The sequence below is a fragment of the Noviherbaspirillum suwonense genome (genome assembly GCF_900182955.1).
Classification (GTDB): domain Bacteria; phylum Pseudomonadota; class Gammaproteobacteria; order Burkholderiales; family Burkholderiaceae_D; genus Noviherbaspirillum_A; species Noviherbaspirillum_A suwonense.
This window is the reverse complement of the sequence record NZ_FXUL01000004.1, coordinates 262,817-278,198: the sequence shown is the minus strand read 5'-3', so window position 1 is coordinate 278,198 and position 15,382 is coordinate 262,817. Positions and strand designations below refer to the sequence as shown.

At 67.5% G+C, this 15,382-nt stretch carries 13 protein-coding genes; 7 read left to right on the top strand and 6 right to left on the bottom strand.

The window, feature by feature from the left end:
• Nucleotides 1–90: 90 nt before the first annotated feature.
• Nucleotides 91–774 (top strand): TetR/AcrR family transcriptional regulator, encoded by a 684-nt coding sequence (locus QOL82_RS08565; RefSeq protein WP_283441830.1) that lies wholly within the window; start codon nucleotides 91–93, stop codon nucleotides 772–774.
• A complete protein-coding gene (locus tag QOL82_RS08560) occupies nucleotides 771–4,061 on the top strand; it encodes an acetyl-CoA carboxylase family protein (RefSeq protein WP_283441829.1) in 3,291 nt (1,096 codons plus the stop codon). The genes QOL82_RS08565 and QOL82_RS08560 overlap by 4 nt, the downstream gene beginning before the upstream one ends.
• A 1,100-nt stretch (nucleotides 4,062–5,161) precedes the next feature.
• Here QOL82_RS08560 and hemW read toward each other — a convergent pair.
• Genes hemW through QOL82_RS08535 form a run of 5 tightly spaced genes read right to left on the bottom strand, consistent with a single transcriptional unit; the run spans nucleotide 5,162 to nucleotide 9,684 of the window.
• Nucleotides 5,162–6,391: a radical SAM family heme chaperone HemW gene (gene hemW, locus QOL82_RS08555; RefSeq protein ID WP_283441828.1), complete on the bottom strand. Its 1,230-nt coding sequence runs from the start codon at nucleotides 6,389–6,391 to the stop codon at nucleotides 5,162–5,164.
• Entirely contained in the window at nucleotides 6,388–6,972 is a 585-nt protein-coding gene (gene rdgB, locus QOL82_RS08550) for an RdgB/HAM1 family non-canonical purine NTP pyrophosphatase (protein ID WP_283441827.1), read from the bottom strand. Before rdgB ends, hemW begins: the two co-directional genes overlap by 4 nt.
• 25 nt (nucleotides 6,973–6,997) lie before the next feature.
• Nucleotides 6,998–7,729 (bottom strand): ribonuclease PH, encoded by a 732-nt coding sequence (gene rph, locus QOL82_RS08545; protein ID WP_283441826.1) that lies wholly within the window; start codon nucleotides 7,727–7,729, stop codon nucleotides 6,998–7,000.
• An 11-nt stretch (nucleotides 7,730–7,740) separates the two neighbouring features.
• Entirely contained in the window at nucleotides 7,741–8,676 is a 936-nt protein-coding gene (locus tag QOL82_RS08540; protein WP_283441825.1) for a PP2C family protein-serine/threonine phosphatase, read from the bottom strand.
• Nucleotides 8,677–8,682: 6 nt separating this feature from the next.
• Entirely contained in the window at nucleotides 8,683–9,684 is a 1,002-nt protein-coding gene (locus tag QOL82_RS08535; protein WP_283441824.1) for a serine/threonine protein kinase, read from the bottom strand.
• Between the two features lie 154 nt (nucleotides 9,685–9,838).
• Here QOL82_RS08535 and QOL82_RS08530 point away from each other — a divergent pair, with 154 nt between their 5' ends.
• Nucleotides 9,839–10,753: a YicC/YloC family endoribonuclease gene (locus tag QOL82_RS08530; protein ID WP_283441823.1), complete on the top strand. Its 915-nt coding sequence runs from the start codon at nucleotides 9,839–9,841 to the stop codon at nucleotides 10,751–10,753.
• 14 nt (nucleotides 10,754–10,767) lie between these two features.
• A complete protein-coding gene (locus QOL82_RS08525; protein ID WP_283441822.1) occupies nucleotides 10,768–11,337 on the top strand; it encodes a biliverdin-producing heme oxygenase in 570 nt (189 codons plus the stop codon).
• 9 nt (nucleotides 11,338–11,346) lie between these two features.
• On the opposite strand, the gene QOL82_RS08520 is transcribed toward QOL82_RS08525, so the two are convergent.
• A complete protein-coding gene (locus QOL82_RS08520) occupies nucleotides 11,347–11,988 on the bottom strand; it encodes a response regulator (protein WP_283441821.1) in 642 nt (213 codons plus the stop codon).
• Between the two features lie 147 nt (nucleotides 11,989–12,135).
• On the opposite strand from QOL82_RS08520, the gene gmk reads away from it, so the two are divergent.
• Genes gmk through QOL82_RS08505 form a run of 3 tightly spaced genes read left to right on the top strand, consistent with a single transcriptional unit; the run spans nucleotide 12,136 to nucleotide 15,318 of the window.
• Nucleotides 12,136–12,780 carry a guanylate kinase gene (gmk, locus tag QOL82_RS08515; RefSeq protein ID WP_283441820.1) on the top strand — a complete coding sequence of 215 codons (645 nt, stop codon included), beginning with the start codon at nucleotides 12,136–12,138 and terminating at the stop codon, nucleotides 12,778–12,780.
• A 21-nt stretch (nucleotides 12,781–12,801) separates the two neighbouring features.
• Complete coding sequence (rpoZ, locus tag QOL82_RS08510; RefSeq protein WP_283441819.1) at nucleotides 12,802–13,005, top strand: DNA-directed RNA polymerase subunit omega; 204 nt, start codon at nucleotides 12,802–12,804, stop codon at nucleotides 13,003–13,005.
• A 39-nt stretch (nucleotides 13,006–13,044) separates the two neighbouring features.
• Nucleotides 13,045–15,318 carry a RelA/SpoT family protein gene (locus QOL82_RS08505; protein WP_283441818.1) on the top strand — a complete coding sequence of 758 codons (2,274 nt, stop codon included), beginning with the start codon at nucleotides 13,045–13,047 and terminating at the stop codon, nucleotides 15,316–15,318.
• The last annotated feature ends 64 nt before the right edge of the window (nucleotides 15,319–15,382 follow it).

Here is a 15,382-nt window from a genome sequence, read left to right as displayed (position 1 = left end):
TGCGCCGGGAGCATGGACCGCCGTCGGCCGGCGATAGAAATAATCTACCGGGTGGTATATCATCAGCCGACTTCAGCCGCCAGGGCCGCCATGACCGCGAGCAGCACGCCACGCCTCCCACGAAAGCCACGCCGCTCGATGGCCGACGACGTGCGCGAGAACAAGCGGGAGGAAATCCTGGCGGCGGCGGAGGCGCTGTTCTTCGAGCGCGGCTATGCGCAGACCACGGTGGCCGACATCGTCGCCGCGCTGGGCGTCACCAAGCCCTACCTGTACTACTACTTCAACGGCAAGGACGACATCTTCGAGCAGCTGTGCTGGCGTGCGTCGGTCGCCTGCCTGACCTCCATGCACACCGACGCCGGCGATGCGCGCCCGGCCGGCGACAGGCTGCAGGAAGGCCTGCACCGCTTGGCGGTCGCCAACATCCGCTATTTCCGCGCCGGCACTTTCGCCTACCGCGAGACCGGAGCGCTGGCAGCGCCCTTCCAGGCGCGGCTGCGGGCGATGGCCCGGGTGTTTCACCGCGAGCTGCGCGACCTGCTGCAGCAGGCGCGGGACGAAGGCAGCATCGAATGCGGCAACCTGATGCTGACCAGCCATGCGATCGGCAGCGTGGTCGGCTTCATGTATACCTGGTACAAGCCCGGCGGCCCGATCGCACAGGACGACATGGCCGACGAGATCACCCGCATCCTGATGAACATCGCCGGCTTTCGCCAGCCGACGCCGAAGCGACGCGCCCGGACCGGCGCCAACAAGGACAATCCATGACCATCAAGAAGCTGCTGATCGCCAACCGCGGCGAGATCGCCATCCGCATCGCCCGCGCGGCCGCCGGCCTGGGCGTCGCCACCGTCGCCGTCCATCCGGACGACGACGCCGATGCGCTGCACGTGCGCCAGGCCGACCAGTCGCACCGGCTTCCCGGGCATGCGGCCCGCGCCTACCTCGACATCGGCGCGATGCTGGAAGCGGCCCGCCAGCACGGCTGCGACGCCGTGCATCCGGGCTATGGCTTCCTGAGCGAGAACGCGGACTTCGCCAGCGCCTGCATCGACGCCGGCCTGGTCTTCGTCGGCCCGTCGCCGCAGGTGCTGCGGCTGTTCGGCGACAAGGGACAGGCCCGCGCGCTCGCCCGTCGGCTGGACGTTCCCGTCATCGCCGGCACCGACCGCGCCACCACGCTGGACGAGGCGCTGGGCTTCATGGAAGGACTGGGGGCCGGCGGCGCGGTGATGCTCAAGGCGCTGGCCGGCGGCGGCGGCCGCGGCATGCGCGCGGTGCTGCGGCCGCAGGACCTGGCCGACGCGTTCCAGCGCTGCCGTTCCGAGGCCATCGCCGCGTTCGGCGACGGCGCGCTGTATGTCGAGCAGCTGATGCCGGCGGCGCGGCACATCGAGGTCCAGGTGCTGGGCGATGGCCGCGGCGGCATCGCGCATGCGTGGGAACGGGAATGCACGCTGCAGCGGCGCAACCAGAAGATCGTCGAGGTCGCACCCAGCCCGTCGCTGCCGCCGCGTCTCAGGGACAGCCTGATCGAGGCCGCGCTGGCGATGGCGCGGGAAGTCGGCTATGCCGGCCTCGGCACCATCGAGTTCCTGGTCGCCGCCGATGAAGGCCGCGACGATGCCCGCTACGCCTTCATCGAGGCCAACCCGCGGCTGCAGGTCGAACACACGGTGACCGAGCAGGTCACCGGCATCGACCTGGTGCAGGCGCAGCTCCAGATCGCCGGCGGCGCCACGCTGGCCGAACTCGGCCTGCGGCAGCAGGACATTCCGCCGCCGCGGGGCTACGCGGTGCAGTGCCGGGTGAACCTGGAAACCATGGCGGCCGACGGCAGCCCGACGCCGGCCGGCGGCACGATCGCCGCCTACGAGCCGCCGTCCGGGCCGGGGGTGCGGGTCGACGGCTGCGGCTATGCCGGCTACGCGGTCAACCCCGGCTTTGACTCGCTGCTGGCCAAGGTGATCGCATCGGCGCCGCGCTATGAAGCAGCGCTTGCGCGCGCCGCCGATGCGCTGTCCGAGTTCAGGCTGGAAGGCGTGGACAGCAACCTCGACTTCCTGCAAAGCCTGCTGCGCCACCCGGACGTGGCCGCGCACCGCATCAGCACCGCCTTCGTCGAGCAGCATGCGGCGGCGCTGCTGTCGCCGGCGACCAGCCACCGGCGACGCCATGCGCCGCACCAGGCCGCGGTCCGCGCCGCGCAGCAGGTCCAGCATGCGCCCGCCGGCACCATGCCGGCGCCCTCGCCGATGGCCGGCTCGGTGGTCAGCATCGCCGTCGAGGTCGGCGACGAGGTCCGCGCCGGCCAGCAGCTGGCGGTGCTGGAAGCGATGAAGATGGAGCACCTGGTGCTGGCGCCGTCCAGCGGCATCGTGCGCCGGATCGACGTGCGGCCCGGGCAGGTCACCGCCGCCGGCGCGGCGCTATGCCATATCGCGCCTTCGCAGGCCGCCCATCACGAAGCCGGGCCGGATGCCGCGCCCGACCTCGACCTGGTCCGCCCGGACCTGAAGATAGCGATCGAGCGCCATGCAATCGGCCTCGATGCGCAGCGCCCCGACGCGATCGCCCGCCGGCGCAAGACCGGCCAGCGGACCGCGCGGGAAAACCTCGCGGACCTGGTCGACGACGGCAGCCTGCGCGAATACGGCGCGCTCGCGCTCGCCGCCCAGCGCCGGCGGCGGCCCATGGACGAACTGATCCGCATGAGCCCCGCCGACGGCCTGGTGGCCGGCATCGCCAGCATCAACGGCGAACTGTTCGGCGACGACGCGTCGCGCTGCCTGGTCATGGCCTACGACTACACGGTGATGGCCGGCACCCAGGGCATGATGAATCACAAGAAAACCGACCGCATGCTGCATCTCGCCGAGCAATGGCGGCTGCCGGTCGTGTTCTTCACCGAGGGCGGCGGCGGCCGGCCCGGCGACACCGATGCGCTGCTGGTCGCGGGCCTGGACTGCACGTCATTCGCCGCCTATGCGCGGCTGGCCGGGCTGGTCCCGCGGGTCGGCATCGTCTCCGGCCGCTGCTTCGCCGGCAATGCGGCCTTCCTCGGATGCAGCGACGTCATCATCGCCACCGAGAACGCGACCATCGGCATGGGCGGACCCGCGATGATCGAGGGCGGCGGCCTGGGCGTCTACCGTCCCGAGGAAGTCGGCCCGGTATCGATGCAGAGCCCGAACGGCGTGATCGATGTCGTGGTCGCCGACGAAGCTGAAGCGGTGCGGGTGGCCAAGCAGTACCTGTCCTATTTTCAGGGCAGCATCGCGGCATGGGACTGCGCCGACCAGCGCCTGCTGCGCCATGCGGTCCCCGAGAACCGGTTGCGGACCTACGACATCCGCGCACTGGTCGCCACGCTGGCCGACACGGACTCGGTACTGGAACTGCGCCGCGAATTCGGCGTCGGCATGATCACCGCGCTGGCACGCATCGAAGGCCGCCCGGTCGGCCTGATCGCCAACAGCTCCATCCATCTCGGCGGCGCGATCGACGCCGACGGCGCGGACAAGGCGGCGCGCTTCATGCAGCTCTGCGACGCATTCGGCCTGCCCATCGTGTCCCTGTGCGACACGCCCGGCTTCATGGTCGGCCCCGACGCCGAAGCCACCGCGATGGTCCGCCATGTGTCGCGGATGTTCGTCACCGCCGCCAGCCTGACCGTGCCGCTCTACACCATCGTGCTGCGCAAGGGCTATGGCCTCGGCGCGCAGGCAATGGCCGCAGGCAGCTTCGCCGCGCCGTTCTTCACCATCGCCTGGCCATCGGCTGAATTCGGCGCGATGGGGATCGAGGGGTCGGTGCGGCTTGGCTACCGCAAGGAGCTTGAGGCGATCGCCGATCCTGATGCGCGCAAGCAGGCGTTCGATGGGATGGTCGCGGCGGCTTATGCGAATGGGCAGGCCGTGAATATGGCGTCGTACCTGGAGATCGATGATGTGATCGATCCGGCGGAGACGCGGGGGTGGATTGTGAGGGGATTGAAGGCTGCGCCGGCGGTTGGGCCGGGGGAGCGGAAGCGGCGGTTTGTTGACACGTGGTGAAGGGGATCAGGGGGTCGCGGGCAGCGGGCAGCGGTGGCTGTTGCGAATGCCGTGGCGCTTGATTCACGGGGGCTTCCGCCATTTCCGTTAGCCTTGAGCAGGCTGCGCCGCAGCGCTTCCGAAGGATGCCTCAGCCGCATCGCGTCGTTGCCGTTGACGTTCCGCGTAGCGACGGTTGCTGTTGACGTTAGCCCCGCGCAGCGACAGTTGCCGTTGCCGTTGCCGTTGCCGTTGCTTGTCCAGTTGCCGTTGAAGTGGCAGTTGCCGTTGAAGTGGCAGTTGCCGTTGCCGTTGCAGTGAATCCCCGTTGATGACGCCACGTCGCTGGTGCCGAAATCGGATAGAGAAGCGTCCGCTGTCTGAGCGAAGCGAGTTTCGGACGCTTCCCGATTTCGGTGCCAGCGGCGTGGGCACCCCGCGCAGCGGGGCGGCATCTCCGGGGTCGCCTTTTCTTGGTTACTTCTTTTGGCGAAGCAAAAGAAGTGACCCGGCCGCCGGGACGGACTCCCGGCTAGGTCGTCCGGCAGGGCACACGTATCGCTTCACCCGCCCGCCGGCGCACCGTCGCGAAGCCGCTTCTGCAGTTTGCGGCGGCTGCACGTCAGGAACACGCGCCACAACGCAAGGCGCCGATGCTGCGTCTGCTGGCGGGTGAAACATTGAGGCTTCACTGCCGTGGGGAGTAGCCGGGTGTTCGGCCCGGCAGCCGACCCGCTTTTTTGCTTCGCCAAAAAAGTGGGGCAAAAAAGGCGACCCCTACGATGGCGGTCCGCTGCGCGGACTGCACGCGCCGCCAGCACCTGAAACGGGAAGCGTCCGAAACTCGCTACGCTCAGACAGCGGACGCTTCTTTATCCGTTTCAGGCACTGGCGACGCGTCGCCATCTAACGGGGACTCACTGCAACGGCCACTTCAACAGCAATGGCAACGGCTACTTCAAAGGCAGCAGCAACGGCCAGTTCAAAGGCAACAATAACGGTCGCTGCGCGGGACTAACGTCAACAACAACCGCAACTGTCGCTGCGCGGAGCAAAACCGGCACACGCGCGACACCAACGCCGCCAGCTCCCATCCTCCATCCCCCGCTGGCAAGCCCCACCTAATCCGGCAGGAACATCTCCTGCAGATCATTAAGGAACCGCTGCCCCAGCTCGGTCGGCCTGATCACCATGTGATCCCGATACACCAAGCCCTTCGCTTCCGCCGCATCGAGCCGGCGCTCGATCGCATTCAACCCCATCCCCGTCCGCTCCGCAAACATCCTCGACTCGACACCCGCGGTCAACCGCATCGCATTGAGCATGAACTCAAACCCGAGCTCGTTCCGTCCCACTTCGTTTTCCTGATGCACCGCATTGCCAGCCATCGCATGCTGCATGTACGCAACAGGCATCTTGTAGCGCGCCTGCCGGATCACCCGATGCGGAAACGACAGCTTCGAATGCGCCCCGGCCCCAACGCCGAGATAGTCTCCGAACTGCCAGTAATTCAGGTTGTGCCGCGCCTCGCGACCCGGCTGCGCATAGGCCGACACTTCGTAATGCCGGAAGCCCGCGGCGGCGGTGCGTGCGGCGATCATGTCCTGCATCTCGGCGCTGGCGTCATCGTCGGGCAGCGACGGCGGGTACTTGGCGAACTCGGTGTTGGGCTCCATCGTCAGGTGATACATCGACAGGTGGGGCGGCGCGAACGACAGCGCGGTGGCGAGGTCGGCTTCGGCTTCGGCCAGGGTCTGCGACGGCAGCGCATACATCAGGTCGAGGTTGAAGTTGTCGAAGCTGTCCTGTGCAATCTCGATCGCGCGGCGCGCCTGCTCGCCGTCGTGGATGCGGCCCAGCGCCTTCAGGTGCTGCGGGTTGAAGCTCTGGATGCCGATGGACAGGCGGTTGATGCCGGAGGCCCGGTAGGAACGAAACTTCTCGGCCTCGAAGGTGCCGGGGTTGGCTTCCATCGTGATCTCGGCCGCGCCGTCCAGCGGCAGCAGCGCGCGGATGTCCGACATCAGCCGGTCGAGTCCGCGGGCCGACATCAGGCTGGGCGTGCCGCCGCCGATGAATACCGTGAAGATCTTGCGGCCCCAGACCAGCGGCAGCGCGCTTTCGAGGTCGGCGCGCACCGCGTCGAGGTAGGCGTCCTCCGGCATCTCGCCGCTGGCCTGGTGCGAGTTGAAGTCGCAGTACGGGCACTTGCGCACGCACCACGGGAAATGCACGTACAGCGACAGCGGCGGCAAGGCAGCCAGGTTCAGCGCGCCGGGCGCGAGATAGGCGGTGGCGGCGCGGGCGGCGGTGGGCGCGGTCGACGCGCCGGCGGGGATGATGGGGATCAACGCAGCTTCTCCACCAGCAGGCGCAGCGCCTGGCCGCGATGCGACAGCCGGTTCTTGTCGGCAGCGGCCAGTTCGGCCGCGGTCAGGCCGAGTTCCGGCAGCAGGAAATACGGGTCGTAGCCGAAGCCGCCCTCGCCGCGCGGCCGGTCCAGCATCACGCCATGCCAGCGGGCGTCGGCGATGATGGGCTGCGGGTCGTCCGCATGGCGGACGTAGACCAGCACGCAGTAGTAGTAAGCGGACTTGTCCACATGCGCCGCCAGGTCGGCGATCAGCTTTTCATTATTGCGCTGGTCCGACTTCGGCTCGCCCGCATAGCGGGCGGACAGCACGCCGGGCGCGCCGCCCAGTGCATTGACGCAGACGCCGGAGTCGTCGGCCAGCGCCGGCAGGCCGGTGAGCCGGGACGCATGGCGGGCCTTCTCCAGCGCGTTCTCGACGAAGGTCGGGTGCGGCTCGTCGGCCTCGGGCACGTCGTGCGCGCCCTGCGGCTCCACGTTCAAGCCGAGCGGCGCCAGCAGCGACGCGAACTCGCGCAGCTTGCCGGCATTGTTGGAAGCCAGTATCAGGGTTCGTGTCATGCGGTCTGTCATCCTAGAATAAGTCTCATGCGGCCAGGCCCAGCGCGCGCTGCTGCAGGCGCACCAGCTCCGCGATGCCGTCCTGCGCAAGGTCGAGCAGCTTGTCCATGGTCGCGCGGTCGAAGGCTTCGCCCTCGGCCGTGCCCTGCACTTCGATGAAGCGACCCGCCTCGGTCATCACCACGTTCATGTCGGTGTCGCAGCCCGAATCCTCGACATAGTCCAGGTCCAGCAGCGGCAGGCCGCGATAGACGCCGACCGACACCGCCGCCACGAAATGCCTGACCGGCATCGCGCTGATCGCGCCGCTGGCGAGCAGCGTCGAAAAGGCGTCGTATGCCGCGACCATCGCGCCGGTAATGGACGCGGTGCGGGTGCCGCCGTCGGCCTGCAGCACGTCGCAGTCCAGCTGCAGCGTGCGCTCCCCGAAGGCGCGCAGGTCGAATGCGGCCCGCAGCGAGCGTCCGATCAGGCGCTGGATCTCCTGTGTGCGGCCGGACTGCTTGCCCTTGGCCGCCTCGCGGTCCATCCGGCTGTGGGTCGAGCGCGGCAGCATGCCGTACTCCGCGGTCAGCCAGCCCTGCCCCTTCCCTTTCAGGAACGGCGGCACCTTGTCCTGCAGGCTGGCGGTGCACAGCACGCGGGTGTCGCCGCATTCGATCAGCACCGAGCCTTCCGCATGCTTCGTGTATTGGCGGGTGATGCGCACGTCGCGTAGCTGGTCGGCGGCGCGGCCGCCCGAACGTTCTTGCTGCATGGGTTGATCCTTCAATCCTTGTGTGTCAGTCGGGACGACTTGTCGATGGCGTCGCGTATCTCGGCAATGGCCTTCTCGATCTCGCTGTCGTCGAACTGGTCGGCGCCTTCGAGGTCGGCATGGCGCGGCGCATGGATGGTGGTGGTCACCGCACCCAGCGGCACCAGGCTGGTCGTGATCAGGCCGCCGTCGCCGGCGCCGGCCTGGCCATCGTCTTCCCACATCATCGCCATCGCGGTCACATTGTCGCTGTGCCGGCCGGCCAGCGCGGCGGCCGCATTCACCATCTCGGGCACCGCCCGGACCACGGTGCTGCCGCCGATGGCCGCGGCCAGCGCCTGTTCGGGCAGCACCGCCCACAGGCCGTCCGAACACATCATGATGACGTCGCCGGGCTGCAGCAGCGAGGGCCGGCCGATGTCGATCATCGGGATGGTCGGCGCGCCGATGCAGTTGAACAGCTTGTTGCGGTCCGGGTGGGTGTCGCGCTCGGCCGGGTCCAGCCTGCCCTGCGCAATCAGCGCCTCCACCCGCGAGTGGTCGCGGGTGCGCGCGATGATCTGGCCGCGCCGCATCCAATAGAGCCGGGAGTCGCCGACATGCGCCCACAGCGCGGTCCCGTGCTGCACCAGGCAGGCCACCAGCGTCGTGCGCGGCGACTCGGGCAGGTTGTTGACCGCGCGGTAGCGGTGGATCTCGCGGTGCGCGGCGAACATGCCATCCTCCAGGAACTGCTCGGGCTTCTTCACATGCGGCACCGCCACTTCCTGGAACAGCGCCGACATCGTCTGCATCGCGATCGTCGCCGCCACCTCGCCCTGGATATGGCCGCCCATGCCGTCGGCCAGCAGCATCAGCAAGGCGTCGCGGGTATAGCAGTAGCCCATGCGGTCCTGGTTGACCTTGCGGCCGCCGATCAGGCTTTCCTGGTAGATTGAAAATCGCATTGCCGCTTACCTCGTGTTTTCCTGGATCGTGTCGGGGTCGGGCTGGCGCTTCTGCCCCAGCATCGCGCGCAGCTGGCGTTTCATGCGCGCCAGGAAGTCCGGCGCGGGCGCCGGCTCGGGCAGGTCCTGGCGCAGCGCCTTCTGCACCGCGAACACGCTTTGCGGCCGCTGCAGCGGGTCGGTCAGCAGGCACCAGCGTATGACCTCGATCAGCTCGGGCGAATACACGCCGTGCAGCTTGTCGTAGTGATGCTCCATCCTGTCGTTCTTCAGGCGCTGGTCGGCCGGCTGCGGCGGCGCGCCGACCATGCAGGCAAACATCGACGCGCCGATGCTGTAGATGTCCGACCACGGCCCGAGCGAGCCGCCGCGGGTGTACAGCTCGGGCGGCGCAAAGCCCGGCGTGTACATCGGGTACAGCTTGGGCAGGTCGGCGCGCAGCGTCTGCCGCGCCGCGCCGAAGTCGAGCAGGATCGGCGTGCCGTCCAGGCGCAGGTAGATGTTGGCCGGCTTCAAATCCAGGTGCAGCAGCTTGTTCGCATGGACCTCGCGCAGGCCCTGCATGACCTGGCTGAACATCTTGCGGATGAAGCGCTCGGACACCAGCGGCTTCTCCCCGCGTTCGCGGCGGCGCAGGATATGGTCCTGCAGCGAGCGCCCGTGCTCGTACGCCATCACCATGTAGACGGTGTCGTGCGCGCGGAAGAAATTCTGCACCGACACCACGTTCGGATGGTTGATGCGGGCCAGCGCCCGGCCTTCCTCGAAGAAGCACTTGAGCCCGATGCGGAACACCGGCAGGTTTTCCGGCGCGACCTGCGGCGCCAGTTCGCCGGACTTGCGCAGCGCCAGCGAGCTGGGCAGGTACTCCTTGATGGCAACCGGGTTGCCTTCCTCATCCTGCGCCAGGTAGACGATGCTGAAGCCCCCGGCCGCTATCTTCTTTACAATGCGGTACCCGGCTACGTTCAGTCCTTCCGGTAGCGGGGCATTGTTTTGCGCGGCCATGTGTTTGCTGTGTCCTTGGTGTGCTGCGCCGACCTTGCGTCGCTGCCGTACGATGTTGCGGCGGTATCCTATACTGTGCCGCCCGGCGACGCCGCCGGCAAGCATGGATTGTGTGTAGAAATCCCCTTTTTGTAAAGAATTCGAGGACTTCATTTTGGCTATCAGCAGCATGACAGGCTACGCGGTCGTCACCCGCGAGACACCGCACGGCACCCTGACGCTCGAGTTACGCAGCGTCAACTCCCGCTTCCTCGACTTGCAGTTCCGCATCAACGACGACTTGCGCTCGTCCGAGCCGGCGTTGCGCGAAGCCATCATGGGACGCGTGACGCGCGGCAAGGTCGAGTGCCGGCTGAGCTTCGGCCGCAAGGCGGCGATCGCCGGCGCCGCGGTCAACACGGCGCTGCTGGCCCAGCTGGCGGCGCTGCAGGCGCAGATCCAGGCCGGCTTCCCGCAGGCCGCCGCGCTGTCGGTCGGCGAACTGCTCCGCTGGCCCGGCATGGTGGAGGACGCCGCCGCGTCGCAGGACACCTTGCAGGCCGACATCGGCGCCGCCGCGGTGGAGGCGCTGGACGCCTTCGTTGCGTCGCGCCAGCGCGAGGGCGCGGCGCTGGAGGCGATGCTGCTGGCCCGCCTGGCCGACATGGAGCGCATCGTCGCCGACATCACGCCCATCGTGCCGCAGGTGGTGGCCCAGTTCCAGCAGAAGGCCACCGAGCGCATGCGCGAGAGCCTTGGGCTGGCGCTGCGGACCGCCGACAGCGGCGCGCAGCCGCTGCTGTCGCAGCAGGAAGCGGCCGAGCGCATACGCCAGGAAGTGACGATGTACGGCATCCGCATCGACATCGCCGAGGAGCTGACCCGCCTGGGCGCGCACCTGGCGGAGACCCGTCACATCCTGAAAAAGGGCGGCCAGGTCGGCAAGCGGCTGGACTTCATGATGCAGGAACTGAACCGCGAAGCCAACACGGTGGGCTCCAAGGCGCCGGCCAAGGAGCTGTCGGACGCCGCGATGGCGCTGAAGCTGCTGATCGAGCAGATGCGCGAGCAAGTGCAGAACCTGGAGTAGCCGCCCTTATGTCCATGGCAATGCAGACACTGCGGGAAGCCACCCGCGATATTCACGATGCATTCGAGACCGGCCTGAGGATTGCCGCGCCCGACGCCGGCCGCGACGACTATCTGGCGTTCATCGCCGCGATGTATGGCTGGCTGCAGCCGTTCGAGGCGCGGCTATGGCAGGCCGGCTGGCCCGCGCACCTGGAGCCGCAGCTGCGCTCCTCCAAGAGCGCCTGGCTGGAAGCAGACCTGCGCGCGGCCGGCCTCGATGACGAGGCCATTGCCCGCCTGCCGCGGGCCCCGGCCGCCGTGCATCTCGACAGCGCCGCCCAGCGCATCGGCACCGCCTATGTGCTTGAAGGCGCGCAACTCGGCTCGCAGCTGCTGTCGCGCACGCTCAAGCCGCGGCTTGCGCCCTGGCCGGCGCGCTGGCTGTCGGGCTATGGCGAGCAGGCATCGGGCTACTGGCTGGCATTCCGCAAGGAAGCCGAGCTGCGGCTGGCCGACGATGCGGCGCGCGAAGAGGCAGCCGCCGCGGCGCGCGCGGCCTTCAGCGCGCTGGCCGGCTGGTTCCGCGAACGCGGCGCGGCCTGACCGCGGGCATCACACCAGGATGCCGGTCTCCAGCGCATAGCGGGTCAGTTCGACATTGCTGCGGGTGCCGGTCTTGGTCAGGATGCGCGAACGGTAGGTGGTGACGGTGCTCGGGCTCAGGTGCAGCATCTCGGCGATGCGCACCAGGCTCTCGCCGGCCGCCAGCAGCTTCAGCACTTCCAGCTCGCGGTGCGACAGGGTTTCATGCGCTGCCTCGCTGCCGCGGCTGATCATGCTGGCAAGCTTCTCGGTCAGCGTCGAACTCACGTGGTGGCCGCCGGCGGCGGCCTTGCGCACCGCGTCGGCAATGGTGCCGGCCGGCGTGTTCTTGGTCAGGTAGCCGGCCGCGCCCAGCTTCAGCGCCCGCACCGCGTAGACCTGCTCCGCGTACATGCTCAGCATCAGCACCGCCAGCCCCGGCCGCGCCGCGCGTATGGCCTTCAGCAATTCGAGGCCGCTCTTGTCCGGCAGCGCGATGTCGAGCAGGGCCACATCCAGCCGTTCGCTCTGCACCAGCTGCATCGCGGCTTCCGCGGTCTCGGCTTCGCCGACGACGTCGATGTCGTCGGCGGTGCTCAGCATCAGGCGCACGCCATTGCGCGCAATGATATGGTCGTCGACTATCAGCACCCGGATCTTTTCATTGCGCACGTTTTGCTCCCGCGTTTTCCCGCCGTCATCCGGCGCCCTTGCGCCGGCTCACTGCAAGGCCGCATGATACCGTTGTTGAGCGCGAGGCGGCGCGACGCGGCTGCTACAATACCGCTGCTTTTTCCGGTTACCAAGACAAGGTTCTCCATGCTTCTCCCCTCGCCTCCCTCCGGCAGTCTGTTCATGGTCGTCGCGCCGTCGGGCGCCGGCAAGTCCACTCTCGTCAATGCGCTGCTGGCGCAGGACGGCGCCATCAGGCTGTCGGTCTCGTACACCACCCGCGGACCGCGGCCCGGCGAGCAGAACGGCCGCGAATACCATTTCGTCACGGTCGACGACTTCCTCGCGCGGCGCGAAGCCGGCGAGTTCCTGGAGTCGGCCGAAGTGCATGGGAATTACTACGGCACGTCGCGGATCTGGATCAACGAGCAGATGCGCGCCGGCACCGACGTGCTGCTCGAGATCGACTGGCAGGGTGCGCAGCAGGTGCGCAAGCAGTTCCCGCATGCGGTCGGCATGTTCATCCTGCCGCCGTCGATCGCGGCGCTCGAGGAAAGGCTGACCAAGCGCGGCCAGGACGACCACCAGGTGATCACCCGCCGCCTGCTCGCCGCCGGCGGGGAGATCGCCCATGCCCCAGACTTCGAGTATGTTATTATCAATCAAGAATTCTCCGTCGCCTTATCCCAACTGACTTCCATCGTTATCGCCACCCGCTGCAGGTTCCCGCAGCAGGCAGCCCGCAACAGTTCCCTGTTTGCCCAACTGGGCATCCATGCTAATTTAAATTAACCACGTTATCCCGGAGTACACATGGCCCGCATTACCATCGAAGACTGCCTTTCGAAGATCCCCAATCGCTTTCAGCTGACCCTGTCGGCAACTTATCGCGCACGCCAGCTGGTGCAGGGCCATACCGCGATGGTCGATGCCAAGGACAAGCCGACCGTGCTGGCGCTGCGTGAAATCGCCGCAGGCAAGGTAGGCATTGAAATGCTGAAAAAAGTCCCGAGCTAATCGTCATTCCCATGCGCGCCCCGTCGCTGATTAGCATTTATGAACCTGACCTCACCAGATTCGACAGTATCAGCCACGCCCGCCAAGCGAGGTGATGCCCCCCGCCAGCCTGCGCAGCGACCGAACCGGCAAGATCCGGGCGCTGCGCCTGCCCCGGCGCCAGGGGTCGCCTCCGTCTCCCGACTCAGTGCCCAGCTCACCGAATACCTGACGCCTTCCGAGTTGAAGAAGGTCAGGGAAGCGTATCGCTTCTCCGATGAAAAACATCTGGGGCAGATGCGCAAGTCGGGCGAACCCTACATTTCCCATCCGATCGCGGTCGCCGAAATCTGCGCCGAGTGGAAGCTCGACGCCCAGGCCATCATGGCCGCGCTGCTGCATGACGTGATGGAAGACCAGGACGTCGCCAAGGACGAGCTGATCGAGCGCTTCGGCGCACCGGTCGCGTCGCTGGTCGACGGCCTGTCCAAGCTCGACAAGATCGAATTCCAGAGCCAGGTCGAGATGCAGGCGGAGAACTTCCGCAAGATGCTCCTGGCCATGGCGCGCGACGTCCGCGTCATCCTGATCAAGCTGGCCGACCGGCTGCACAACATGCGCACGCTGGGCCACATGGACCCGTCCAAGCGCAGCCGCATCGCGCGCGAGACGATGGATGTCTATGTTCCCATCGCCCACCGGCTCGGCCTGAACAACCTGTACCGCGAACTGCAGGACCTGTCGTTCTCGCACCTCTACCCGGTCCGTTACAAGACGCTGGGCAAGGCGGTCAAGGCGGCTCGCGGCAACCGGCGCGAAGTGGTCAGCAAGATCCTCGACGCGGTGCGCACCACGCTGGCCGAAAGCGGTATACAGGCCGAAGTCTATGGCCGCGAGAAGACGCTGTTCGGCATCTACCGCAAGATGCGCAACAAGCACCTGTCGTTCTCGCAGGTGCTGGACGTGTACGGCTTCCGCATCGTGGTCGACAGCTTCGCCAACTGCTATGTCGCGCTGGGCACGCTGCATGCGCTGTACAAGCCGATGCCGGGCAAGTTCAAGGACTACATCGCGATTCCCAAGCTGAACGGCTACCAGTCGCTGCATACCACGCTGATCGGCCCGTATGGCACGCCGGTCGAATTCCAGATCCGCACCGACGAGATGCACCGCGTCGCCGAGTCGGGCGTCGCCGCGCACTGGCTGTACAAGACCGACGAAGGCGCGCTGACCGACCTGCAGCAGCGCACGCATGCGTGGCTGCAGTCGCTGCTCGACATCCAGAAGCAGACCGGCGACTCGGCCGAATTCCTCGAGCACGTGAAGGTCGACCTCTTCCCGGATTCGGTCTACGTGTTCACGCCGAAGTCGCGCATCATCTCGCTGCCGCGCGGCGCCACCGCGCTGGACTTCGCCTACACCATCCATACCGATATCGGCGACCACGCGACCGAAGGCATCATCAACCACGAGCATGTGCCGCTGCGCACCGAACTGCGCAACGGCGACATCGTGGAGATCGTGTCCTCGTCCACTGCCAGGCCTAGCCCGACCTGGCTGGGCTTCGTGCGCACCGGCAAGGCGCGCTCGGCGATACGGCATTACCTGCGCACGATCAACCGCGCCGAGTCGATCGAACTGGGCCGCGAACTGTTGTCCCATGCGCTCGAAGCGCTGAACCTGAGCCCCGAACTGCCGGCGCCGCTGGCCGAGCGGCTGCTCAACGAGTCCAGCGCCAGGTCGCTCGAGGAGCTGCATGCGGACATCGGCGTGGGCAAGCGCATGGCCTCGCTGGTGGCGCGCCATATCTTCGGGCTGGCCGAGAACGCCGCCGGTTCCGCGCCCGCGGTGGACGAGCATGGCGAGCTGATCCCGAACAAGATCGACCCGGTGGTGCTGAATGGCACCGAGGGCGCCGCGGTGCAGCTGGCCCAGTGCTGCCTGCCCATCCCGGGCGACAGCATGTTCGGCCATTTCCGGCGCGACCAGGGCCTGACCGTGCATGCGGCCGACTGCGAACTGGCCAAGCGCCAGCGGATGAAGGAGCCGGACCGCTGGATCGAGGTGGTCTGGGCGCCCGAGACCAAGCGCCGCTTCGACTGCCGCATCAAGGTGCTGGTCCACAACGAGAAAGGCGCGCTGGCGCGGGTCGCCGCCGAACTCGGCGAGTCCGACGCCAACATCGTCTATGTCGCGATGGACGACGACAAGGACCAGGTGATGCAGCAGCTGCGCTTCACGGTGCAGGTGGAAGACCGCATCCACCTGGCCCGGCTGATGCGCAACGTGCGCGCGATCCCGAGCGTGGCGAGGATATTGCGGGAACGGTCATAGGGCTGCAGCAGGGCCAGCCGCGCATGCGGCGGGCGTTGCAGCCTGCACATGCAGCCGCTTCCCG